This is a genomic window from Streptomyces sp. 5K101, assembly GCF_046506645.1.
Taxonomy (GTDB): domain Bacteria; phylum Actinomycetota; class Actinomycetes; order Streptomycetales; family Streptomycetaceae; genus Streptomyces.
On the sequence record NZ_JBKFFO010000026.1, the window covers coordinates 1 to 20704 of the forward strand.

At 71.0% G+C, this 20704-nt stretch carries 20 protein-coding genes; 11 read left to right on the forward strand and 9 right to left on the reverse strand.

What is annotated here, in order from left to right; all coding sequences use genetic code 11:
- Positions 1–263 precede the first annotated feature (263 nt).
- The 4 genes from ACLB9X_RS30635 to ACLB9X_RS30650 all read left to right on the forward strand — a co-directional run bounded on the left by ACLB9X_RS30635 (position 264) and on the right by ACLB9X_RS30650 (position 3401).
- Positions 264–956 carry a class F sortase gene (locus ACLB9X_RS30635; RefSeq protein ID WP_410363682.1) on the forward strand — a complete coding sequence of 231 codons (693 nt, stop codon included), beginning with the start codon at positions 264–266 and terminating at the stop codon, positions 954–956.
- Between the two features lie 266 nt (positions 957–1222).
- Positions 1223–2185, forward strand: a complete 963-nt coding sequence (locus ACLB9X_RS30640; protein WP_410363683.1) for a hypothetical protein — start codon at positions 1223–1225, stop codon at positions 2183–2185.
- An 89-nt stretch (positions 2186–2274) separates the two neighbouring features.
- A complete protein-coding gene (locus ACLB9X_RS30645) occupies positions 2275–2625 on the forward strand; it encodes a PRC-barrel domain containing protein (RefSeq protein ID WP_410363684.1) in 351 nt (116 codons plus the stop codon).
- 353 nt (positions 2626–2978) lie between these two features.
- The gene (locus tag ACLB9X_RS30650; RefSeq protein WP_410363685.1) at positions 2979–3401 is read left to right on the forward strand and encodes a subtilase-type protease inhibitor; all 423 of its coding nucleotides are present in this window, start codon (positions 2979–2981) and stop codon (positions 3399–3401) included.
- Between the two features lie 22 nt (positions 3402–3423).
- Here the strand turns inward: ACLB9X_RS30650 and ACLB9X_RS30655 are convergent, their stop codons facing one another.
- The 5 genes from ACLB9X_RS30655 to ACLB9X_RS30675 all read right to left on the reverse strand — a co-directional run bounded on the left by ACLB9X_RS30655 (position 3424) and on the right by ACLB9X_RS30675 (position 7960).
- Positions 3424–3582, reverse strand: coding sequence for a hypothetical protein (locus ACLB9X_RS30655; RefSeq protein WP_365992397.1), 159 nt, complete (start codon positions 3580–3582; stop codon positions 3424–3426).
- 106 nt (positions 3583–3688) lie between these two features.
- Positions 3689–4639: a cytochrome c oxidase assembly protein gene (locus ACLB9X_RS30660; protein WP_410363686.1), complete on the reverse strand. Its 951-nt coding sequence runs from the start codon at positions 4637–4639 to the stop codon at positions 3689–3691.
- A 105-nt stretch (positions 4640–4744) separates the two neighbouring features.
- The gene (locus tag ACLB9X_RS30665; RefSeq protein ID WP_410363687.1) at positions 4745–5770 is read right to left on the reverse strand and encodes a 6-phosphofructokinase; all 1026 of its coding nucleotides are present in this window, start codon (positions 5768–5770) and stop codon (positions 4745–4747) included.
- 187 nt (positions 5771–5957) lie between these two features.
- On the reverse strand, positions 5958–6686 hold the full coding sequence (locus ACLB9X_RS30670) for a type 1 glutamine amidotransferase (RefSeq protein WP_410363688.1): 729 nt from the start codon (positions 6684–6686) through the stop codon (positions 5958–5960).
- Positions 6687–6724: 38 nt separating this feature from the next.
- A complete protein-coding gene (locus ACLB9X_RS30675) occupies positions 6725–7960 on the reverse strand; it encodes a MurT ligase domain-containing protein (RefSeq protein WP_410363689.1) in 1236 nt (411 codons plus the stop codon).
- Between the two features lie 127 nt (positions 7961–8087).
- Between ACLB9X_RS30675 and def the strand changes: the two genes are divergently transcribed.
- Complete coding sequence (gene def, locus ACLB9X_RS30680; RefSeq protein ID WP_410363690.1) at positions 8088–8657, forward strand: peptide deformylase; 570 nt, start codon at positions 8088–8090, stop codon at positions 8655–8657.
- A gap of 569 nt (positions 8658–9226) precedes the next feature.
- Here def and ACLB9X_RS30685 read toward each other — a convergent pair.
- On the reverse strand, positions 9227–9862 hold the full coding sequence (locus tag ACLB9X_RS30685) for a TetR family transcriptional regulator (RefSeq protein WP_410363691.1): 636 nt from the start codon (positions 9860–9862) through the stop codon (positions 9227–9229).
- A 162-nt stretch (positions 9863–10024) separates the two neighbouring features.
- Between ACLB9X_RS30685 and ACLB9X_RS30690 the strand changes: the two genes are divergently transcribed.
- Entirely contained in the window at positions 10025–11290 is a 1266-nt protein-coding gene (locus ACLB9X_RS30690; protein ID WP_410363692.1) for an acyl-CoA dehydrogenase family protein, read from the forward strand.
- 93 nt (positions 11291–11383) lie between these two features.
- Here the strand turns inward: ACLB9X_RS30690 and ACLB9X_RS30695 are convergent, their stop codons facing one another.
- From ACLB9X_RS30695 to ACLB9X_RS30705, 3 genes are all read right to left on the reverse strand, one after another.
- On the reverse strand, positions 11384–11647 hold the full coding sequence (locus tag ACLB9X_RS30695; RefSeq protein WP_410363693.1) for a hypothetical protein: 264 nt from the start codon (positions 11645–11647) through the stop codon (positions 11384–11386).
- A gap of 47 nt (positions 11648–11694) precedes the next feature.
- Positions 11695–12180, reverse strand: a complete 486-nt coding sequence (locus tag ACLB9X_RS30700; protein WP_410363737.1) for a glutathione peroxidase — start codon at positions 12178–12180, stop codon at positions 11695–11697.
- Positions 12181–12312: 132 nt separating this feature from the next.
- Positions 12313–13224 (reverse strand): LysR family transcriptional regulator, encoded by a 912-nt coding sequence (locus ACLB9X_RS30705; protein WP_410363694.1) that lies wholly within the window; start codon positions 13222–13224, stop codon positions 12313–12315.
- Positions 13225–13412: 188 nt separating this feature from the next.
- On the opposite strand from ACLB9X_RS30705, the gene ACLB9X_RS30710 reads away from it, so the two are divergent.
- From ACLB9X_RS30710 to ACLB9X_RS30730, 5 genes are all read left to right on the forward strand, one after another.
- Positions 13413–13637 (forward strand): hypothetical protein, encoded by a 225-nt coding sequence (locus ACLB9X_RS30710; RefSeq protein ID WP_410363695.1) that lies wholly within the window; start codon positions 13413–13415, stop codon positions 13635–13637.
- 65 nt (positions 13638–13702) lie between these two features.
- Entirely contained in the window at positions 13703–14836 is a 1134-nt protein-coding gene (locus tag ACLB9X_RS30715) for a TIGR03364 family FAD-dependent oxidoreductase (RefSeq protein WP_410363696.1), read from the forward strand.
- 331 nt (positions 14837–15167) lie between these two features.
- Positions 15168–16208 (forward strand): terpene synthase family protein, encoded by a 1041-nt coding sequence (locus ACLB9X_RS30720; RefSeq protein ID WP_410363697.1) that lies wholly within the window; start codon positions 15168–15170, stop codon positions 16206–16208.
- 23 nt (positions 16209–16231) lie between these two features.
- Complete coding sequence (locus ACLB9X_RS30725; protein ID WP_410363698.1) at positions 16232–17575, forward strand: cytochrome P450; 1344 nt, start codon at positions 16232–16234, stop codon at positions 17573–17575.
- A 202-nt stretch (positions 17576–17777) separates the two neighbouring features.
- Positions 17778–20663 carry an ATP-binding protein gene (locus ACLB9X_RS30730; protein WP_410363699.1) on the forward strand — a complete coding sequence of 962 codons (2886 nt, stop codon included), beginning with the start codon at positions 17778–17780 and terminating at the stop codon, positions 20661–20663.
- Positions 20664–20704 lie beyond the last annotated feature (41 nt).

The following is a 20704-nucleotide window of genomic DNA, read 5'->3' on the forward strand; positions in this document are numbered from 1 at the left end:
GTGACCGAGGGCCCTTCCTCCGCTCGCACCTGACGCGGAGGAGGGCCCCTGGGGTGTCGTCCGGGCCGGTCCTCCCGCAGCCCGGCGGCACCCCTGCGGCGCGTGCGCCGCCGAGCCGGCGGCCCCCCGACCCACCCCCCCCCGGCCCGGCGGCCGCGACGGGGCCGCTTCGATCCCGGGCCCGGGTCGCGCACCGCACGGGACGCGCCGCCCACCCCGCCATGTCGTCACGTCGTCACGGCAGTGAAAGGTACGAACTTCGTATGTCCGCGCAGCCTCCCCTTGTGCAGTCGCAGACCGCATCTGCCCCCCGCTCCCTCGGACGCGCCTTGCTCTGGCCTGCCGCGGCCGTCGGTCTGGGCTTCCTGCTGGTCTTCAACTCCTTCGGCACCTCCACGGATGCCAAGCCCCCTGCTCAGCCCGTGATCTCCGTCTCCACACCCTCGGTTGACCGGTCGCCGTCCGCCAAGGCCGAGAAAGCCCTGGTGCTGCCGTCCGCCAAACCGAAACGGCTGAAGATCAGGGAGATCGCCGTCAACGCGCCCTTCATGGGTCTGTCCCTCGAAGCATCGGGCCAGTTGGAGGCGCCGCCGGCGAACGACAGCAATCTGGTCGGCTGGTTCCAGGAGGGTGTGACGCCCGGCGAACGCGGCACGGCGATCGTCGCGGGCCATGTCGACACCAAGACGGGACCCGCCGTGTTCATGCAGCTCAGCGAGCTCAAGAAGGGGAGCAAGGTCGACATCAGTCGTGCGGACGGCTCGGTCGCCACCTTCGTCGTCGACTCCGTCGAGACGTACGAGAAGTCCAACTTCCCCAGCAAGCGCGTGTACTCGGACACTCCGGACCCCCAGTTGCGGCTGATCACCTGTGCTGGCGAGTACGACAAGAAGGCGCAGGACTACACCGAGAACCTCGTGGTCTTCGCGCACCTGGACGCGGTGAAACAGCCGTGATGTCGTCCCGGCCGGAGGCGCGGCGCACGCCGGCGGAGGGCGCACAGTCCGCGTGCGGCGGCCAGGCGATCGACGCGCAGGCCGGGTTCCGGCCTGCCGTGGCGGCCTGAGCTCCGTGCCGGGATGCGGCCCCCACCCTGCGGGCGTGGGGGCCGCGCCGCGTACCGGGCCCGGGACGGCGACAGGCATCGAGCTGGGCTGCATACCCCCAAGGGGTATATTCTGCTTGTGGTCGTGGAAGGACGGCCCCGATCGAGGAGATGGTCATGAACACGGGCGTCAAGATCACCGCTTTCGCCGCGGCAGTCGCCGCTGCCTTCGGCGCCGCCTACGGCGTCGGCCAGAGCATGGACGCCGTGGTGGCCGAGGCGGAGCCGGCGCGGCACGACGGCCACGCGGACGGGGCGCGCGAGAGCCACGACGGACACGCGGCCGAGGGTGCCGGGGCGCCGTCCGGGCCGGGCGGGCTCCAGGTGTCCGAAGCGGGTCTCACACTCGACCTCGAGACGCAGGGCCTGGAGGCGGGCAGGACCACCGAACTGCGCTTCGCCGTGGTGGACGACAAGAACAACCGCAACGTCACCGCGTTCCGCCGCGAGCACGGCAAGGAGCTGCACCTGATCGTTGCCTCGCGCGACCTGACGACGTATCGGCATCTGCACCCGGTGCGAGCGGCGGACGGCACCTGGTCCGTACCGGTCCGGCTTCCCGACGCCGGCGGCTACCGCGTCTTCGCCGACTTCACCCCGGACTTCAAGGGAGCCCGCGGCCTCACGCTCGGCGCCGACCTCGCCGTGTCCGGCGTCGCCGACCCCGATCCGCTGCCCGCCGAGAGCACCACCGCCACCGTCGACGGTTACGAGGTGACCCTCACCGGCGCCCTTCGCCCCGGTGCGAGCGGCGAACTGGTCCTCAGCGTCGCCAAGGGCGGCGAGCCGGTCACCGACCTTCAGCCCTACCTCGGTGCGTACGGTCACCTCGTGGCCCTGCGCTCGGGAGACCTGGCCTACCTGCACGTCCACCCGAACGGCGAGCCCGGCGACGGCACCACGAAGCCCGGACCGGAGATCTCCTTCACCGTCACCGCGCCCAGCGAGGGCGCCTACCGCCTCTTCCTCGACTTCCGGCACGGGGGCAAGGTCCGCACCGCCGCCTTCACGGTCCACGCCGGGGCCGCTGCCGACCGGACGCCCGTGGACGGTGACGAGGCGCCCGGCCACCAGCACTGACGGACTGACGGTCGGCACCGTGTGAGCGTGCCGCACCCGGGTACCCGCGCCGGAGGGACGGGACCGACGGGGCAGGTGAGGAGGCCGACATGGGTGCCGACATCTGGGGCTACCCGGAAACCGCCAAGTACGTGCCGGGAGCGGAGCTGGTCGGGTACGCGGTCGAGGCGAGCGACGGCTCGATCGGCAAGGTCGACGCGCACACCGAGGAGGTGGGCAGGTCGTACCTCGTCGTCGACACCGGGCCGTGGATCCTCGGCAGGCGCGTCCTGCTGCCGGCGGGCCTCGTCTCGCGCATCGACACCGCCGGCCGGGTCGTCCACCTGTCCTGCACGAAGGCCGAGGTGAAGGACTCGCCGCCGTTCGAGAGCGGCCGGCACGAGGACGACCTGCCCTACCTCCAGCTCGTCGAGCACTACTACGCGAACCGCCACATGTGACGGAGGCGGCCGCGGTCCGGCGCGCGCGGGCCCCGGGCCGCCGGACGCGCGCCCCCTGCCGGCGAAAAGGCCGTTCTGCGGGCTGGTTGAGGGAGCGGCCGCGCTCGTGAGGGCCGCCCTCGTGGACGCGCACTCGGCAGGGCGACGGCGAAGTACGCGTAGGTGTGCGTGGCCTCCGGCGTAGGGACGGGAACAGGCGGAGCGGTGGCCGGGCGGAGCCGTCCGGGTCAGTCCGGACACCCGTCCGTACCACGGTCCGGCGTGGTGCGTTGCGGCGGACCGTGCGGAAGGGTCCTCTATGGCTCGCCCAGCCCGTACCGGCCGCGTGCCGGCTTCCCGTCAGGAGGCACCGGATGCACCGCTCCGCAGCCCTCGCCGCAGCGGCCCTGTTCGCCGTCGCGGCCGCCGTCGTCCCCTCGGCCGTCCCCGCCGCGGCGTCCCAGCCGCCGGAGCGGGTGGCCAAGCCCGTCGCACCCCGTGGACTGTTCCTCACGGTCTCGGGCTCGCAGAACACCTGGATCCGCGGTGTGCTGCTGCAGTGCAGCCCCCAGCCGAGCGGCCCCCACCCGGAGGCCGCCCAGGCCTGCGCCGCCCTGGACGAGGCCCGCGGCGACCTGGACCGCCTGCGGGGTGAGCCGCACCCGTGCACGAAGCAGTACGACCCGGTCACGGTGAGCGCCACCGGAGCATGGCGCGGCCGGCCGACCGCCTGGCACAAGACCTTCTCGAACGCCTGCGAACTGGCCGTCGCCACCGGGCCCGTCTTCCGCTTCTGACCCCCTGGCCCGCCGTCCGATCTCAGGTGCTCCGCGAGGCGACCACGCCGATGGTCACCAGACCGAGCACCACCCACCCGAACCACAGCCAGCCGTTGCTGCCGAGTGCCGCCGTGTAGGCCGTCACGGCCACGAGGGACCCGACGGTCAGCACTCCCATGACCTTCGTCGAACCGGACATGCGCCCTCCTTCGACGGCGGGGACCGTCAAGACCATGGTCGCTCGCCAGGCGGGCCTCGCGCCAGTGGCCTGCGGAAACCGGCCGGGCGGCGCTACCGGCGGCGCGTCACCGGCCGCGTGCCTGGAGCGAGGCGAGATACGCGTTGTACGCCTCCAGCTCCTTGTCCCCGTCCCGGTCCGCGGCCCGGTCGCGGCGCTTGGCCTGCCGCTGGTCGGAGCGGTACCACTGGAAGACCAGCGCGATGAGCACCAGCACGGAGGGGATCTCGCTGAACGCCCAGGCGATGCCGCCCGCCGCGTTCTGGTCCGAGAGTGCGTCGATGCCGAGGGACGCGGGCGGATTCTCGTACGCCCCGACCATCGGCGCGGTCGCCATCATCAGCGCGATCCCGAAGAACGCGTGGAACGGCATGCCCGCGAAGAGCTCCAGCATCCGCATCACGTAACCGGGCCGGTGCGGGCCGGGGTCCACGCCCATGATCGGCCAGAAGAACACCAGGCCCACCGCGAGGAAGTGCAGCATCATCGCGATGTGGCCGGTCTTCGACCCCATCAGGAAGTCGAACAGCGGCGTGAAGTACAGCCCGTACAGGCTCGCGATGAACAGCGGGATCGTGAAGGCCGGGTGCGTGACGACCCGCATGTACCGGCTGTGCAGCAGCATCAGGAGCAGCTCGCGGGGACCCTTGCGGCCACGGCCCGCGACGGGCAGTGCCCGCAGGGCGAGCGTGATCGGCGCGCCCAGCAGGATCAGGATGGGGGACAGCATGCTGATGACCATGTGCTGCACCATGTGCACGCTGAACATGACCATGCCGTAGTCGTTCAGCTTGGTGCACATCACCAGCGCCACGCTGAGCACGCCGACGGTGAACCAGACCGTACGGCTCACCGGCCAGGCGTCCCCGCGAGCGCGCAGCCGGGCGACGCCCCATCCGTACAGGCCGAGCGCGAGCAGGCAGCCCACCAGGAAAAAGGGGTCCGGTGAGAACTCAAGGCCCCGCCCCAGCGTGAACGGCGGCAGATCCATGGTCATGCCGTGCCCGCTGTGATCCATCTGTGTACTCCCGGGCTCCCGATTCGTGCCTGTTGTCCGGACCAGACTAGATGTGCCCCCGGTCGCGGCCGCGACCGGGGGCACATCGCCTGGCAGGGCGCCGGATCAGAGCACGCACTCCGCCTCGTCGTACCGGTCCGAGGGAACCGTCTTCAGCGTCCGGGTCGCCTCGGCGAGCGGCACCATCGTGATGTCCGTGCCGCGCAGTGCCGTCAGCATCCCGAACTCGCCGCGGTGCGCCGCCTCCACCGCGTGCCAGCCGAACCGCGTGGCCAGCACACGGTCGTACGCGGTCGGGGTGCCGCCGCGCTGCACATGGCCGAGGATCACCGGACGGGCCTCCTTGCCGAGCCGCTGCTCCAGCTCGACGGAGAGCTGGCGGGCGACGCCCGCGAACCGCTCGTGCCCGTAGATGTCCTTGCCGCCCTCGTCCCAGCGCATCGTGCCCTCACGCGGCTTCGCACCCTCGGCGACGACCACGATCGCGAACTTCTTGCCGGCCGAGAACCGCTCGCCGACCCGCGCGGTCAGCTCGTCGATGTCGAAGGGGCGCTCCGGGACGACGATCGCGTGGGCGCCGGCCGCCATGCCCGAGTGGAGCGCGATCCACCCCGTGTGCCGGCCCATGACCTCCACGATCAGCACCCGCTGGTGCGACTCGGCCGTGGTCTTCAGCCGGTCCAGCGCCTCCGTCGCGACACCGACGGCGGTGTCGAAGCCGAAGGTGACGTCGGTGGACGCGATGTCGTTGTCGATCGTCTTCGGCACGCCCACGATGGGCAGACCGGCCTCCGACAGCAGGTGGGCCGCCTTGAGCGTGCCCTCGCCGCCGATCGGGATGATCGCGTCGAGACCGAGATCGGCGACGTGGCCCTTGGCCCGCTCCACGCCGTCGCGCAGATGCGCGGGCTGGACGCGGGAGGAACCGAGGATCGTGCCGCCCCGGGCCAGGATGCCGCCCACCGCGTCCAGGTCGAGCTTGCGGTAGTCGCCCTCCAGTAGGCCCTTCCAGCCGTCGTGGAATCCGATGACCTCGTCGTCGTGGTCGACGACGGCACGGTGCACGACGGAACGGATGACGGCGTTCAGACCGGGGCAGTCGCCGCCGGAGGTGAGCACACCAATGCGCATAGCCCGAAAACCTTTACAACGTGGGCCGACTCCCGGACCACGTCGTCCGGTTGGATCCCCGCCACCCTACCGGCGTCGGGCGGCCGGTCAGAAACGGGCGTCCGACCTGTGGGACCGGCCGACGGCCCCTTCGCTCGGCTGAGCGAAGGGGCCGTCAGGATGTGCGCTCGACTGAGCGGAGAGCGCGTCAGGCGGGCTGGGTGGCGGCCGCGATCCGCTCGGCGCGCAGGGCCTCGTACCAGCGGTCGTCGGTCGGCGGAAGCGCGTTCACGTCGAGTGCCAGCTTCAGCAGCAGGTCGGCGATCTGCGGGTTGCGGGCCATCACGGGGCCGTGCATGTACGTGCCGAAGACCGTGTCGTTGTAGGCCCCTTCGGTGCCGTCGCCGGTGCCGTTGCCGCGACCGACGACCGTGCGCGCGAACGGCCGGGCGGTCGGGCCGAGATGGGTGATGCCCTGGTGGTTCTCGAAGCCCGTCAGCTGGGGCAGCCCCAGCTGGGGGTCGATGTCCGCCAGGACGTCGCCGACGCAGCGTTCGCCCTCGCCGCGTGTGGAGATCACGTCGATCAGGCCGAGACCCGGCTCGCGCTCGCCGAGGTCGTTGATGAACTCGTGGCCGAGGATCTGGTAGCCGGCGCAGACCGAGAAGATGATCGCGCCGTTGGAGGCGGCCCGGCTCAGGCCGCCGTCGCGGCGCAGCCGCTCGGCCGCGAGCCGCTGCGGCCGGTCCTCGCCACCGCCGATCAGATAGATGTCGCCGGAGGTCGGCACCGGCTGGTCGCTGCGCACGTCGATGCGCATCACGTCGAGGCCGCGCTGCCGGGCGCGGCGCTCGACGACGAGCGCGTTGCCCTGGTCTCCGTAGGTGCTGAGCAGATCCGGGTAGACCCAGACCAGACGCAGACTGCTGTCACTCATTCCCATAAGTCCTTTTCGTCCGTTCGCTCGTCAGTCGCTCAGTTGCCGACGCGGCGGCGCACGTCCTGGAAGGCGGTGTAGTTGGCGATCAGCTCGATCCGGCCGGGCGGGGCCGTCTGCACGGCCTCGTCGACCGTCTCGCACACCCGGAAGTCCAGGCCCGCGACCTCCAGCCGGACCGCGAGGTCGAGCTTGCGGTCGCCGATCACGAAGATCGGGTGCCCGGCGAGCCGGGTGTAGTCGACGTCCCACAGCCACGAGGTGTCGGTGCCGTCCGCGCCGCGGGCGTTGACCGACAGGATCACCGGCGTCGGCGGCGGGTCGATCAGCGAGAACGTCTCCAGCCAGCCGGCCGGGTTCTTCGCGAGCAGCAGCCGCACGTCACGGCCGAGGAAGGAGACGACGTCGTACCGGCCGGCGACGGCCTGGACCTGGTACATGCGCTCCAGCGCGACCTGCGGCGGAACGCCGAAGCAGGCGGCGACGGCGGCCGAGGTGGCGGCGTTCGCCTTGTTGGCGCGGCCGGGCAGCTGCAGGTGGATCGGCCAGGCCGAGCCGTGCGGGTCGAGGACGTGGTCGCCGCTGAGCACCCAGCTCGGCGCGGGGCGGCGGAAGCCGCACTCGCCGCAGAACCAGTCGTCGCCCGGGCGCTGCATCACACCGCCGCAGGACGGGCAGGACCAGGCGTCGTCCTTCCACTCCTGGCCGGCGGCGACCCACACCACGTTGGGGGAGGAGGACGCGGCCCACACGACGAGCGGGTCGTCGGCGTTCGCGATCACGGTGGCCTTCGCGCCCGTGAGACCCTCACGCCACTTCTCGGCCAGCATCCGGGTCTCGGCCGCGCGGTCCAGCTGGTCGCGGGAGAGGTTGAGCAGCGCGATGGCCTTGGGCGTCACGTCCTTCGCCACACCGGCGAGGTACTTCTCGTCGACCTCGATCACACCGAACTTGGCGTCCGAACCGCCGGCCAGCGCGGAGGTGATGCCCGCGGGCATGTTGGCGCCGAGCGCGTTCGAGACGACGGGGCCGCTGGCGCGCAGGGCCTCCGCGATCAGGCGCGTGGTCGTGGTCTTTCCGTTGGTCGCCGACACGAGGACGACGTCCAGGTGCTGCGCGAGCCGCCCCAGCAGGTCGGGGTCCAGCTTGAGCGCCACCCGGCCGCCGATCACCGATCCGCTGCCGCGCCCGGCGGCGCGCGACACCGCCGCTGCGGCCTTGCCCGCCGTAACGGCCAGCTTGGCTCGCGGCGTCAGCTCCGAGTTGCCTGACATCGTCCTTGATCCTCCTAGCATCGGTCCGGAGTCAGCCTATCGACCTCTTCTCGGCCGCCCGTACTGCGGCACCGTCGGAATACGTGGAGGTCACGGGCGGACCTGCCGGGAACGTAGGCTGGTCGCCATGCGAAACCGGCCCATCCCCGGCAGTTCCGGACTGGTCAGGCCCATGAGCCTGCTCGGCGATCCGGTGCTGCACGCCCCCTGCGAGCCCGTCACCGACTTCGGCGCGGATCTGGCGCGACTGGTCGAGGACATGTTCGCGACGATGTATGCGGCGCAGGGGGTGGGTCTCGCGGCCAACCAGGTCGGCGTCCCGCTGCGTGTGTTCGTCTACGACTGCCCCGACGACGAGGACGTCCGCCACCTCGGACACGTCGTCAACCCGCGCCTGGTGGCGGCCGACGGCGTCACGGTCCGCAGCCCCGAGGGCTGCCTGTCCCTCCCGGGCCTGGAGGCGGGGACGGAACGCTTCGACCGGGCGGTCGTGGAGGGCGTGACGCTGGACGGCGAGCCGGTGCGCGTGGAGGGCACGGGGTTCTTCGCGCGGTGTCTGCAGCACGAGTGCGATCACGTGGACGGCCTGGTGTATGTGGATCGCCTGACGCCGTGGCGCCGTGGCCGCCTGGCGCGGGCGGCGCGCAAGGCGCGGTGGTCGTCGCCGGAGGGGGTGGCGCGGCTGGGGCGGGGGTAGCGCCGGGGGCGCTTTCCCCCCACCCCGCCCCTTCCCGAAACTGGGGCTCCGCCCCAGCCCCCGGTACCCGTTTCGGGGCAGGCCCCGGCCCCTCTACCGCGCCGCGTGCGGCGCGCCCTGACGGGCGGGGGCTTGGGGCTTTGCATCGGACCTGGTCCGCGCCGCGCGGTGCCCTGGGCCCTGGCGGGCTCGGGCTTGGGGGTTCCGCCCGGACTCCGTGCCGGCTGCGCGCGGTGTGACCTGCGCCCTGGCGGGCGCGGGCTTGGGGGGTTCCGTCCCGGACCCCCCTTCTGCGCCCTGGCGGGCCCGGGCTGCGGGACTCGGCCCCAGCCCCAGTCGCCCGGTTCGGGCCAGCGCCCCGTGCCGCGCCTCGTGCGGCGTGGGCCGCATCGTCGGCTCCGGCCGGGGCGTCCTGCTCTTCGGGCGACGGGCCGGCGTTGGGCTTCGTCGCCAGGCCGTCGTGCCTCGTAGGCGGGGCTCGGGGCTTCGCCCCCCGGGGCGTTGCAGCCCCGCCGGCGATTGAGGCGCGGGGTTTGGGGTGGAGCCCCAACGGGCGCGGCGGCGGCCCCCTAGAAGCCCGGGCCGCCCACGCGGTCAGGCGCGTCGAAGAGGCGGCCGCACAGCAGGTCCGTCAGGCTTTCCACCAACTGCGCGCGGGAGCACGGGCGTTCGCCCAGCCACCAGTCGCCCGCGGCGTGCATCATGCCGACGATGCCGTGGCCCCACACACGCGCCACCAGGTCGCTGCCCGGGCCCAGGTCGACGCGGTCGGCGATCACCTTGCCCAGCTCCTCGCCGAGGCGGCGCAGCAGCGGGGCCGAGTGGCGGCCGACGTCGAAGCCCTGCTCGGACGGCTGGTTGTCCTCCGCCGGGTGCATCAGGAAGCGGTAGACCTGGGGCCGCGCCTCGATGGCCGCGAGGTAGGTGTCCAGCGTTCCCGCCACCCGCTCCCGGCGGTCGACGTCCGCGTCGACCGCCACCTGCAGGGCCCGCAGCAGCGCGTCGGTGTGGCGCTTCGCCAGGGCCCGGTACAGCCCGCCCTTGTCGCCGAAGTGACGGTAGAGGATCGGCTTCGTGATGCCCGCCTCGGCGGCGATCGCGTTCATGGAGGCGTGCGGCCCCTCGCGGAGCACCACCCGGTCCGCCGCTTCGAGCAGCTCCCGTCGCCGCTGGTCCGCCGACCGCTGCTGGTGTGTGCTCTCCATGCCCTGTCTCTCCCCGCCCTTGCGAATGCGTGACGCGCAAAGTAACACCCGCCGCGTACAACCGGTGATCCGGTGACCTCGGTTGACAGGGGCTACTGATCGGTAACAGACTTCCGTTACCGCAAGTAACGCCCTGGCGGGCGCCGTAGTGCTGGAGGGGACATGGCCGAGTTCACGCTCGATCTCAACGAGGACCAGAAGCAGGTCCGTGACTGGCTCCACGGCTTCGCCAAGGACGTGATGCGCCCGGCCGCGGCCGAGTGGGACGAGCGTGAGGAGACCCCCTGGCCCGTCATCCAGGAGGCGGCCAAACTCGGCATCTACTCCCTGGACTTCTACGCCCAGCAGTTCTTCGACCCCACCGGCCTCGGCATCCCGATGACGATGGAGGAGCTGTTCTGGGGCGACGCGGGCATCGCCCTGTCGATCGTCGGCACCGGCCTCGCCGCCGTCGGCGTCATTGCCAACGGCACCGAGGAGCAGATCGGCACCTGGATCCCCCAGATGTACGGCGACGCGGACGACGTGAAGGTCGCCGCCTTCTGCTCCTCCGAGCCCGACGCCGGCAGTGACGTCGCCTCCATGCGCACCCGCGCGGTCTACGACGAGGCCACGGACGAATGGGTCCTCAACGGCACCAAGACCTGGGCGACCAACGGCGGCATCGCGAACGTCCACGTCGTCGTCGCCGTCGTCGACCCCGAGCTCGGCTCCAAGGGCCATGCGTCCTTCATCGTGCCGCCGAACACCCCCGGCCTCTCCCAGGGCCAGAAGTTCAAGAAGCACGGCATCCGCGCCTCGCACACCGCCGAGGTCGTCCTGGAGAACGTCCGCGTCCCCGGCCACTGCCTGCTCGGCGGCAAGGAGAAGCTGGACGAGCGCCTGGCCAAGGCGCGCGAGAGGGCCAGGTCCGGGGGCCGGCGAAGCGAGATGGGGGTCCCCCCGGCCGGAGGCTGGGGGAGGGTCAAGAACGCCGCGATGGCCACCTTCGAGGCGTCCCGCCCCGCCGTCGGCGCCATGGCCGTGGGCACCGCCCGTGCCGCGTACGAGGAGGCGCTCGAATACGCCACCACGCGCGAGCAGTTCGGACGCCCGATCATCGACAACCAGGGCGTCGCCTTCCAGCTCGCCGACATGCGCACACAGATCGACGCCGCCCGCCTGCTGGTGTGGCGGGCCTCCTGGATGGCGACCACGGGCAAGCCGTTCACCTCGGCCGAGGGCTCCATGTCCAAGCTGTTCGCCAGCGAGACGGCCAAGAAGGTGACCGCCCAGGCCATCCAGATCCTCGGCGGCAACGGCTTCACCCGCGAGTACCCGGTGGAGCGCATGCACCGCGACGCCGCGATCTACACCATCTTCGAGGGCACCAGCGAGATCCAGCGCCTGGTCATCGCCCGCACCCTGTCGGGCATGCCGATCCGCTGACGCCGCCCGGTTCCGCGAGAGCCCCTGGCAGCCGGTTCGCCGGTTCCCAGGGGCTCGTGGCAGCGCCTCGTCACCTTCCGCGCCGTCGGCGTGTCACCTTCGGCGTGTCAGCTTCTCGATCAGGAGCGACGGCAGGAGCAGAACGATGAAGCCGATCTTGAACAGCACCGGAGTCACGACCAGGGCCATGACGATGCCCAGCACCAGCGACTCGTACGGGACGTCGTAACCGATCAGCGGCAGTGTGCCGCCGTTGAACGCCTCGTAGGACGCCCATATGCCGAGCGCCAGTCCGAGGAAGCCGCCCACGAACCCCACGGCCGCCGGCCATGCGGCGTCCCCACTTCTCTTTCCCATCGGATCCCCCCACAGGACACGTGTATCGCGACGCCGCCCTCGGGGCGTCAGGCAGACAGTAGCCCCTCGATCGCCGTTACGACCTCGGCGGACTCCGGCTCGGTGCGCGGGCGGAAGCGGGTGACCTCGCCCTGCGGGGAGATCAGGAACTTCTCGAAGTTCCACTGGACGTCACCGGCTTCGCCCGCCGCGTCCGCCGTCTTCGTCAGCTCCACGTACAACGGGTGCCGGCTCTCGCCGTTCACCTCGGTCTTCTCCAGCAGCGGGAACGTCACACCGTACGTCGCCGAGCAGAACGCACCGATTTCCTCCGCGCTGCCCGGCTCCTGGCCCGCGAACTGGTTGCACGGCACGCCGAGCACCGTGAATCCGCGGTCGCCGTACGTCTTCTGCAGCCGCTCCAGGCCCTCGTACTGCGGCGTCAGGCCGCAACGGGACGCCACGTTCACCACCAGCACGGCCTTGCCACGGTGGTCGGCGAGCGACGTCGGCTCGCCCGTCAGGGTGCGCAACGGAATGTCGAAAAGGGACATCGAGGACTCCTCTGTGCCTGTGTTCATGTGTGTAGCGTGCGCGCGTTCGACATGCATGCAATCACGAGGAAGCCCGCCATGAGCGCCCCGACGCCCCCTTCGGCCCCGCAGGATCCACAGCCCGTCCCGCAGTCAGGGCGCATCCACCGCCGGCAGCTCACGCGGCCACTCGCCGACGGAGCGCAGCAGCTCGATGAACGCGCGCTCCGCCGGCGACAGCAGACGATCCCTGCGGCGGACGAGATTGACAGGCCGGACCGCGACCGGCAGCACCGTCAGCGTCCCGGCCCGTACGTCCTCCACCACGGCGTGTTCGGAGATGAGGGCGAGCCCCAGGCCCGCCACCACGCACTGCTTGACCGCTTCGGGCCCCCAGACGTCACCCCGCGAGACATGGGTCAACTCCCAGTGTGTGAGTACCTGTTCCTGGAGCTCCCGCGTCTGGGACCCCGGCTCGCGCAACAGGAAGCGGCAGCCCGACAGATCCCGCGGGCACACCTCGTCACGCGCCGCCAGCGGATGCCCGGGCGCCGCGATGAGCACCAGACGCTCCCCGAGCACCGTCTCCGGCACCAGCTGGGACGCCGTCGGCGCACCCGCGACCACCGCGACCCGGATGTCCCCGGCCAGCAGCCGCTCCAGCACGGCCTCGTTGTTGCCCACGAAGATGTCGCACTCGATGCCCGGATACCGCTCCTGGAAGCCCGCGAGCAGGGGCGGCAGCAGATACGTGCCGACCGTCGTCGAACCGCCGACCAGCAGCCGCCCCGACGCCAGCCCGCTCACCTGCTGCACCGCCGTCACGGCCTCCTCGGCCAGCAGGAACACCCGCTTGCCGTACTCCGCCAGCACCTCGCCCTCGGCCGTCGGCCGCGCCCGGGAGCCCGAACGGTCGATCAGGGTGACCTTCAGGGACTGCTCCAGCCGGCGCACCTGGTTGGAGACCGACGGCTGACTCATGTACAGCCGGTGCGCCGCCGCCGAAAAGCCCTGGTGCTCCACGACCTGCATGAAGATCCACAAACGGTGCAGGTTGAGTTCCACATGCCTCCCCACGCCTCTCGCCGATCACCGAGCCGCCGACTCCAGCCCCGGGACGCCCTGGTGGGGACGGTGCGGGAAGCGGCGACCGTACCGGCCGGAGCTATGGGGGCCATAGCGAATCCGGTGGTTCTGCCCCCGCTCGGCCCGGTGCTACCCATGAAAGAGCGGGACGGCGAACGACGCACTCGATGATCTCCTGCGTCGCCGCCGTGGACTTCGGGACCGACAAGGGCGCGGGCACCGCGGCCGGGCTGGTCAACGGCTGCGGCTCCGTCGGCGCCATCCTGGGCGGACTGCTGCCCGGGTTCCTCTCCGCAGGCGCGTTGTTCACCGGCTTCGCCGGCGCCGCGCTGCTCGCCGGGCTGCTGATGCTGCCGCACTGGAACCGGCTGCCGCGCACGACAGGCGCGTGAACTCCCGTCGTACGCAACCTCACCCCTCGCCGTACCGGCCGTACCGAGAGAGGAACCGAACCTTTATGACCGTCCACCAGGCCGACACCGTCGTCGTCGGCGCAGGCATCGTCGGACTCGCGCACGCCCTGGCCGCCGCCCGCCGCGGCGGGCGCGTGGTCGTCTTCGAGCGTGACGACTTCGCCGTCGGCGCGTCCATCCGCAACTTCGGGATGATCTGGGCCATCGGCCAGGAACGGGGCGCGGTCTACGAACGCGCGCTGCGCAGCCGGAAGATCTGGCTGGAGATCGCCGCCAAGACCGGTATGTGGGCCGAACAGACCGGCTCGCTCCACCTCGCCCACCACCCCGACGAAGTGGCCGTCCTCGAGGAGTTCCTCGCCACGACGCCGACCGACCGCGAGCGCGGCGCCACCCTGCTCACGGCCCGGGAGGCCACCCGGCGCAGCGCCGTCGCCCGGCCCGACGGCCTGCTGGCCGCGATGTGGAGCCCGACCGAGGTCAACGTCGACCCGCGGCGGGCGATCCCCGCCGTCGCCGAGCACCTCGTCGCCGAGTACGGGGTCGACATCCGCTTCGGCACCACCGTGCGCGCGGTCGGCCTGCCCACCGTCTCCACGACGGCGGGGGAGTGGCGGGCCGGGCGGGTCCTGGTGTGCAGCGGGAACGACTTCGCGACCCTCTACCCCGACGTCTTCGCCGAGAGCGGCCTCGTGCGCTGCAAGCTCCAGATGATGCGCACCGGGGTCCAGCCGGGCGGCCGGCCGCTCGGTCCGATGCTCTGCGGAGGGCTCACCCTGCTCCACTACGCGGCCTTCGACGGCCTCGACGCGCGTGCGCGGCTCGCCGAACGGATGGACGCCGAGCTGCCGTTCCACCGCGAGCACGGCATCCACGTGCTGCTCTCCCAGACCGCGGACGGGCGGCTGACGATCGGCGACAGCCACGCCTACGGCATGACCCACGACCCGTTCGAGAACGAGGAGATCAACGAGGCCGTCCTCGCCTACCTCGCCACCTTCGCCACGCTCCCCGACGCCCGGATCACCGAACGCTGGACCGGCTACTACCCCTCCCTGCGGGACGGGCGCACCGAACTCGTCGTCTCCCCTGAGCCGTCCGTCACCGTCGTCAACGGACTCGGCGGGGCCGGCATGACGCTCTCCTTCGGACTCGCCGAGGAGGTCATCGGCGCGTGAACGCGGGGCAGGGCCCCGCGGGAACGCCCTGACGCCGTTGGCGGACACCGGCGTTGCGCCAATTATGGCATTCGCATATGACTCCCCGAATAACCGTCTGGCGATTGCCCAAAGTGCTCCGGGTTTTCGTGACCGGATTACGTTGACAGTCCGCTCGGTTCCAGGCGTTAATTGACCGCCTGAGGTGTCGGATCTTCTCGCGCGAATGCGCAAATTGACCAATTTTGCAACCGGAGATCGTAGGAACATGCCGGGCCATGCCGTCGTTGAGGCGTGATCGCCCGAGTGTCAGTGCGGAAGTGTCGAATCCGAATTTCCCATGGAGCATTTTGTGGTCCTTCTCGATTCCTTCACCATTCCAGACTTTCATCTCCCCTTCGAGTCCGCGAAACATCCGCAGTCACGTCAGGCCAACGACGAGGCGACCTCGTGGGCACTTCGCCGGGGGCTGATCACCGACGCGGCGGAGCAGTTCGCCGGCATCGGTTTCGGGCACCTGTCCGGGCGGGTGTGTCACGAGGCGCCCTACCGGCACGTCGTACTCCTTGCCGAGTGGATGGCCTGGTCGTTCGTACTCGATGACCAGCACGACCACCTGATCAGGGCGGGGCGGCTGGAGGCGTGGCGTCCCCTCACCGATGCGATCACCGGGTACCTCGCCACGGGGAGGATCGACAGCGCGCCGCAGCTGCGCCGAAATCCGCTGGTGGCCGGATTCGTCGACCTGTGCGACCGCGTCCTGGCCGAGATGCCGCCGGGCATCCAGGAGCGCTACCGCGCGCACATCCCCCTCATGCTGCGCTCCCTCGACCAAGAGGCGGTCAACCGGAATGCCCCGCAGCAGCCGACGATCGACGACTACGTCCGCATGCGCCGACACAGCTCCCAACTGCTGCCGATGATGGACATGGTGGAGGCCGGCCTGGGCGTCGAAGTGCCTCCGGAGGTGTACGACAGCTCCACGTTCCAGGACCTGATAGCCAGCGCCCTGGACGTCATCTCCTGGGGCAACGACGTCTTCTCCCTGCGCAAGGAGTTCTCCTGCGGGGACAACAACAACCTCGTCTCCCTTCTTGCCTGGTGGAACGAGTGGTCACTGGCGCAGGCCGTACGTGCCGTCCAGGAGCGCACCCGCTCCCGCGTCGACGACTTCCTCACCGCCGCACAGGCACTGCCCGACGCGCTGGACGCCCTCGGGGTGACGCACCCCGAGGCGCGTGCCGGCGTCGCGCGCTGCGTGCGGAGCTATCAGGACTGGATGATCGGCGCGGACCTCTGGCAGCGGTACGAGTGCACCCGTTACAGCGACGAACGCTGGGTCGCGGGCCTCGAGTCCACGTACATCCGCCCGGATCTGGTCCTGGGCATATGAGCGGTATGACGGAGGAGGCGCCCATGGCGCATGTCAACCCGTCACGCGACGCGGCGGTGGCTCCGGGGAGTCTTCCCGTCCTCGGCCACGCGCTGCAGTTGTGGCGCAGGCCGATAGCGTTCCTGGAGTCGCTGCGGACGCACGGCGACATCGTGCGGGTCGACGTGGCGACCTGGCCCGTCCACGTCCTCACCAGCCCTGACCTGATCCAGACCGTACTGGTCGGTGACGCGAAGAACTTCGGGCGCGGCAGGGTCTTCGACCGGCTGCGCCCGCTGTTCGGCAACGGTCTTCCGCTGACCGGCGGCGAGTTCCACCGCAAGCAGCGTCGTCTGATGCAACCGGCGTTCCACCGGGGCCACATCACCTCCTACGCGGAGATGATGTGCCGACAGGCGGACGAGATGTCCACGTCGTGGACCGCCGGACAAGAGATCTCGGTGACGACCCAGATGCGCCGGTTCGCGCTGTCCTCGGTTGCGGCCATGATCTTCTCCGGCGACCTGGGGCGGTCGGCCGTCGAGGAAGTGCACCGCTCGTTCCCCATCCTCGTGGAGGGCATCCTCAGGCGAGCCATCATGCCGAAGTCGCTGGACCGGTTCCCGGTGACGATGAATCGGCGGTTCGACGCGGCCGCCGCACGGCTGCGCCGGATCATCGACGAGGTGATCGCGCGGTACGGCGCCGAACAGTCGGACCGGGACGACTTCCTGTCCCTGCTGTTGTCCAGCGTGGACGCCGAGACGGGCGAGAGGATGAGCGACGAGCAGGTGCGGGACGAAGTGATCTCCATCTTCTTCGCCGCGACGGAGACCTCGGCCACGGTACTGTCCTGGATCTTCCATGAACTCGCCCGCCATCCCGAGGTGGAGAAGCGTCTGCACGCCGAGGTCGACGCAGTGATCGGCACGGGGCCGGTGCGTCCCTCCGACGTCGCCCGTCTCCCCTATACGAACAATGTCTTCCAGGAGGCGCTTCGCCTGCATTCGCCGCTTCTGTTCACCAGGCGGGCTCTGGTTCCGGTGACGATCGGTGGCGTCTCGGTCCCGGCCGGAGCCGAATTGGGCTACAGCCCCTACGCGCTCCATCGGGACCCCGCGCTGTACCACGAGCCCAGGACATTCGATCCTGACCGCTGGAACACCGACGCGGCTGACAGGCCACGCCCGCACCGGTTCATTCCGTTCGGGGCCGGTCAGCACAAATGCATCGGGGATTCCTTCGCCGCGTCGGAGATCGTGATCGCCGTGGCGACCGTGGCGTCCCGGTGGCGGTTGGTCCATGCTCCGGGCACCACTGTGCGCGAAGTTCCTGCCGGGATCCCGCAGCCGGACGCACTGGCCATGATTCCCCTCGCACGACACTGACGGCACATGACCGTGGGCACCCTTCGAGACGGTCTTCGGCCGGTCTCGCGACCGGGTGCCCGCGGCTGCGTCAGCGGAGGATACAGGCCCGCCCACGAATGAGTGGCCGAATTCCCTGAAAATGGTCGCAAGGAGTATCACCCCACCGTTCTATCCGTACACTCGGCGCAGGCGCTGGAGGGGGCATGAGGTGACACAGGCCGTGGAGCAGCAAGGGTGGGCTCATCAGCCCATTCTCGAACGGGAAGCCGAAGTGCACGCGATCCGGCATGCGTTGGACGAGTTGTACGGGTCCTCGGCCAACGGCTCGGGAGCGCGACGGGGCGGCGTGCTCGTCTTCGCGGCACCAGCCGGGATGGGCAAGACCACCCTGCTCGCCGAAGTCCGCCGACACGCCACCGAACGCGGCTGCACGGTGCTGTCCGCGCGGGGCGGCGAGCAGGAGAGGCAGGTGCCGTTCCACGTGGTGCGCCAGCTCATCCAGCCCACGGTCGCCGCCATGAGCGAGGGCGAGCACCGCGAGATCCTGGGGCACTGGTACGGCATCGTCGCACCGGCGATCGGTCTGACCGCCCCGCGGGACGGCACCGCACCCGACCCCCAGGGCGTGCGTGACGGTCTCGACTGGGTCGTCACCCGGCTGTCGGTGCGCTCCACGCCCGTCGTGCTGATCCTCGACGACGCGCACTGGGCAGACGCGGAATCCCTGGCGTGGCTCACTGCCTTCGCCGCACGCGCCCAGGAACTGGGCATGCTGATCGTCGTGGCGTGCAGGCCGGACGAGCTCCCCGCCGACGCCACCGTGCTGCACACCCTGGCCTCGCGCCACGGGGCACGCCCGCACCGGCTGGAGCCCCTCACATCGAGTGCGGTGGCGCGCATAGTGCGCGGCGCCCTCGGCGACGGCGCCGACGACCTGTTCTGCCGGGAGTGCTGGGCGATCACCAGCGGAAACCCGTTCGAGGTCGTCGAACTCATTGCGAAGGCCCGCGACCGTGGCCTGAAGCCGCATCGGGACAACCTGCCCCACCTCCGTGACCTGGCCTCGGCCGTCAAGGGCAGCGGGCTTATCGAACGGCTCGAACAGTTCGGTCCCTCCACCGTCCGGCTCGCATGGGCCGCCGCGGTGCTGGGCACCGGCATCTCCACAAGGATCGCGGCGAGCGTCGCCGCGCTCGGCGACGCGCAGATCAACGAGGCCATCGACCAACTGCACGCCGCGCGCATCCTGACGGTCCTGACCACGGTGAAGCGCGACGAGGTCGTGGAGTTCTTCCACCCGCTGATCGCCACCGCCGTGTACCGGTCCATCCCTCCGGGCGTACGCGTCGCCATGCACGGCATGGCGGCGAAGGCCGTGATCGACGCCGGCCTCGGCGCCGGAGCCGCCGCCCGCCACATGCTGGAGATGCACCCGGAGGGCGACACCTGGGTCGTGCAGCATCTGCGCCAGGCCGCCCGGCAGAACTTCTCCGCCGGAGCTCCCGACGCCGCCCGCCGCTATCTGGCCCGCGCTCTGCGTGAACCGCCGATTCCGGAGGACCGCGCCCAGGTGCTGTTCGAACTCGGATCAGCCGGTCTCCTCCACGAACCCGCCACCACCGTCAACCACCTGCGGGCCGCACTGGAAGAGCCCGAGATCGAACAGGACCTACGGGAAGCCGTCATCTACCGGCTCGCCCAAGCCCTCGCCCACACCGGGCAGTTGGCGCAGGCGACCGAACTCCTCGCGGACGAGGCTCGCCGCACCTCCAGCGCCCGCGCCAAACTGCGTATGCAGGCCGAGCAGTTCAAATGGAACGCGGTCCGAGTCGACGAGCAGGACTCGCCGGCCCGCTCCCGGCTGCTGGCCCAGTTCGCGAAGCGCCTCACCGGCCGCAGCCAGGCCGAACGCCAGATCCTCGGGCTCCGGGGCTGGGACTGCGTGATGCGCGGCGAACCCTCGGCCAGGGCGCTGCAGTACGCGGAACGGGCGCTGGGCGGCGGCCTGCGCTGGACCGACCAGGACTTCGGGTTCGAGGTGCCGGCCGTCATCGCTCTCACCCTCATGTACTGCGATCAGCCGGGCAGGGCCGAAGAACTGTTCAACGACGCCATCACCGAGTTCGAAGCACGAGGATGGCGCGGCGCGCACCTGTCCTTCGCCTACACCCTGCTCGGCTACGTCCGCTACCGGCGCGGACGGCTCACCGAAGCGGAGGACTTCGCACGCCAGGGACTTGAGATCGCCGACCGGGTGGGGCGCGGGATCCCCGCGCAGTGGCAGGCGGTCGGCACCCTCATCGAGACCCAGCTCGCCCACGGACACACCGCCGAGGCCCAGCGCGTCGCGGACGCCTACGACTTCGGAAAGGGCTTCCCCAACTCGGTCGTCTACCCCGACCCCCAAGCCGTCTGGGGAAAGCTCCTCCTGGCCCGCGGCATGAGCGACGAGGCGGAGCGGCAGCTCGCCGAAGCCGGCCAGCGCCTCGACAGCCGAGGCACCCGCAACCCCTCCTGGAGCCCCTGGCAGCTCGACCTCGCCCTGGCACAGGCCAGGCATCACCCCGAGAAGGCCCGTGCGACCGCGCAAGAGGCCGTTGCCCGCGCCCGCGCGTTCGGCACCGCCGGCGTCATCGGTCACGCACTGCGCGTCCAGGCGGCGACGACCGATCCGGCCGAGGCGGTCGTTCTCCTCCAGGAAGCCGTCGAGCACCTCGAGAGGTCCCCGGCCGCGTACGAACTCGCTTACGCGCTCGTCGACCACGGCACCGCCCTGCACGCCGTCGGCGACCTGGAGCGCGCCGCCGACCAGCTCTACTCCGGCATGGAAGCCGCGACCGGCTGCGGCGCCGAAGCCCTCGCCACCCGCGCCCGAACCGAGCTCGCCGCCGCCGGACTGCGCCCGCGTCGCCGCCAGGTCACGGAGTGGGACACGCTCTCCGAAGCGGAGAGCGTGGCAGCCCGCCACGCCGCGCTCGGACTCGACAACGCGGCGATCGCCGCCGAGCTCGGCATCGGCGAGCACGCCGTGGCGAAACTGCTGTCCGCGGTCTTCACCAAACTGGGAACCGACCGAGGGGGCCTGCGCCGCGCGCTCGGCATGTGATCCGGCCGGGGTCCGGGACGCCCTCTCCCACGCCGACGGGG

What these genes read in the sequence shown, in the direction of transcription:
- ACLB9X_RS30635 (WP_410363682.1), top strand. Translation starts at nt 264, where the DNA reads ATGTCCGCGCAGCCTCCCCTTGTGCAGTCGCAGACCGCATCTGCCCCC.
- ACLB9X_RS30640 (WP_410363683.1), top strand. Translation starts at nt 1,223, where the DNA reads ATGAACACGGGCGTCAAGATCACCGCTTTCGCCGCGGCAGTCGCCGCT.
- ACLB9X_RS30645 (WP_410363684.1), top strand. Translation starts at nt 2,275, where the DNA reads ATGGGTGCCGACATCTGGGGCTACCCGGAAACCGCCAAGTACGTGCCG.
- ACLB9X_RS30650 (WP_410363685.1), top strand. Translation starts at nt 2,979, where the DNA reads ATGCACCGCTCCGCAGCCCTCGCCGCAGCGGCCCTGTTCGCCGTCGCG.
- ACLB9X_RS30655 (WP_365992397.1), bottom strand. Translation starts at nt 3,582, where the DNA reads ATGTCCGGTTCGACGAAGGTCATGGGAGTGCTGACCGTCGGGTCCCTC.
- ACLB9X_RS30660 (WP_410363686.1), bottom strand. Translation starts at nt 4,639, where the DNA reads ATGGATCACAGCGGGCACGGCATGACCATGGATCTGCCGCCGTTCACG.
- ACLB9X_RS30665 (WP_410363687.1), bottom strand. Translation starts at nt 5,770, where the DNA reads ATGCGCATTGGTGTGCTCACCTCCGGCGGCGACTGCCCCGGTCTGAAC.
- ACLB9X_RS30670 (WP_410363688.1), bottom strand. Translation starts at nt 6,686, where the DNA reads ATGAGTGACAGCAGTCTGCGTCTGGTCTGGGTCTACCCGGATCTGCTC.
- ACLB9X_RS30675 (WP_410363689.1), bottom strand. Translation starts at nt 7,960, where the DNA reads ATGTCAGGCAACTCGGAGCTGACGCCGCGAGCCAAGCTGGCCGTTACG.
- def (WP_410363690.1), top strand. Translation starts at nt 8,088, where the DNA reads ATGCGAAACCGGCCCATCCCCGGCAGTTCCGGACTGGTCAGGCCCATG.
- ACLB9X_RS30685 (WP_410363691.1), bottom strand. Translation starts at nt 9,862, where the DNA reads ATGGAGAGCACACACCAGCAGCGGTCGGCGGACCAGCGGCGACGGGAG.
- ACLB9X_RS30690 (WP_410363692.1), top strand. Translation starts at nt 10,025, where the DNA reads ATGGCCGAGTTCACGCTCGATCTCAACGAGGACCAGAAGCAGGTCCGT.
- ACLB9X_RS30695 (WP_410363693.1), bottom strand. Translation starts at nt 11,647, where the DNA reads ATGGGAAAGAGAAGTGGGGACGCCGCATGGCCGGCGGCCGTGGGGTTC.
- ACLB9X_RS30700 (WP_410363737.1), bottom strand. Translation starts at nt 12,180, where the DNA reads ATGTCCCTTTTCGACATTCCGTTGCGCACCCTGACGGGCGAGCCGACG.
- ACLB9X_RS30710 (WP_410363695.1), top strand. Translation starts at nt 13,413, where the DNA reads ATGATCTCCTGCGTCGCCGCCGTGGACTTCGGGACCGACAAGGGCGCG.
- ACLB9X_RS30715 (WP_410363696.1), top strand. Translation starts at nt 13,703, where the DNA reads ATGACCGTCCACCAGGCCGACACCGTCGTCGTCGGCGCAGGCATCGTC.
- ACLB9X_RS30725 (WP_410363698.1), top strand. Translation starts at nt 16,232, where the DNA reads ATGGCGCATGTCAACCCGTCACGCGACGCGGCGGTGGCTCCGGGGAGT.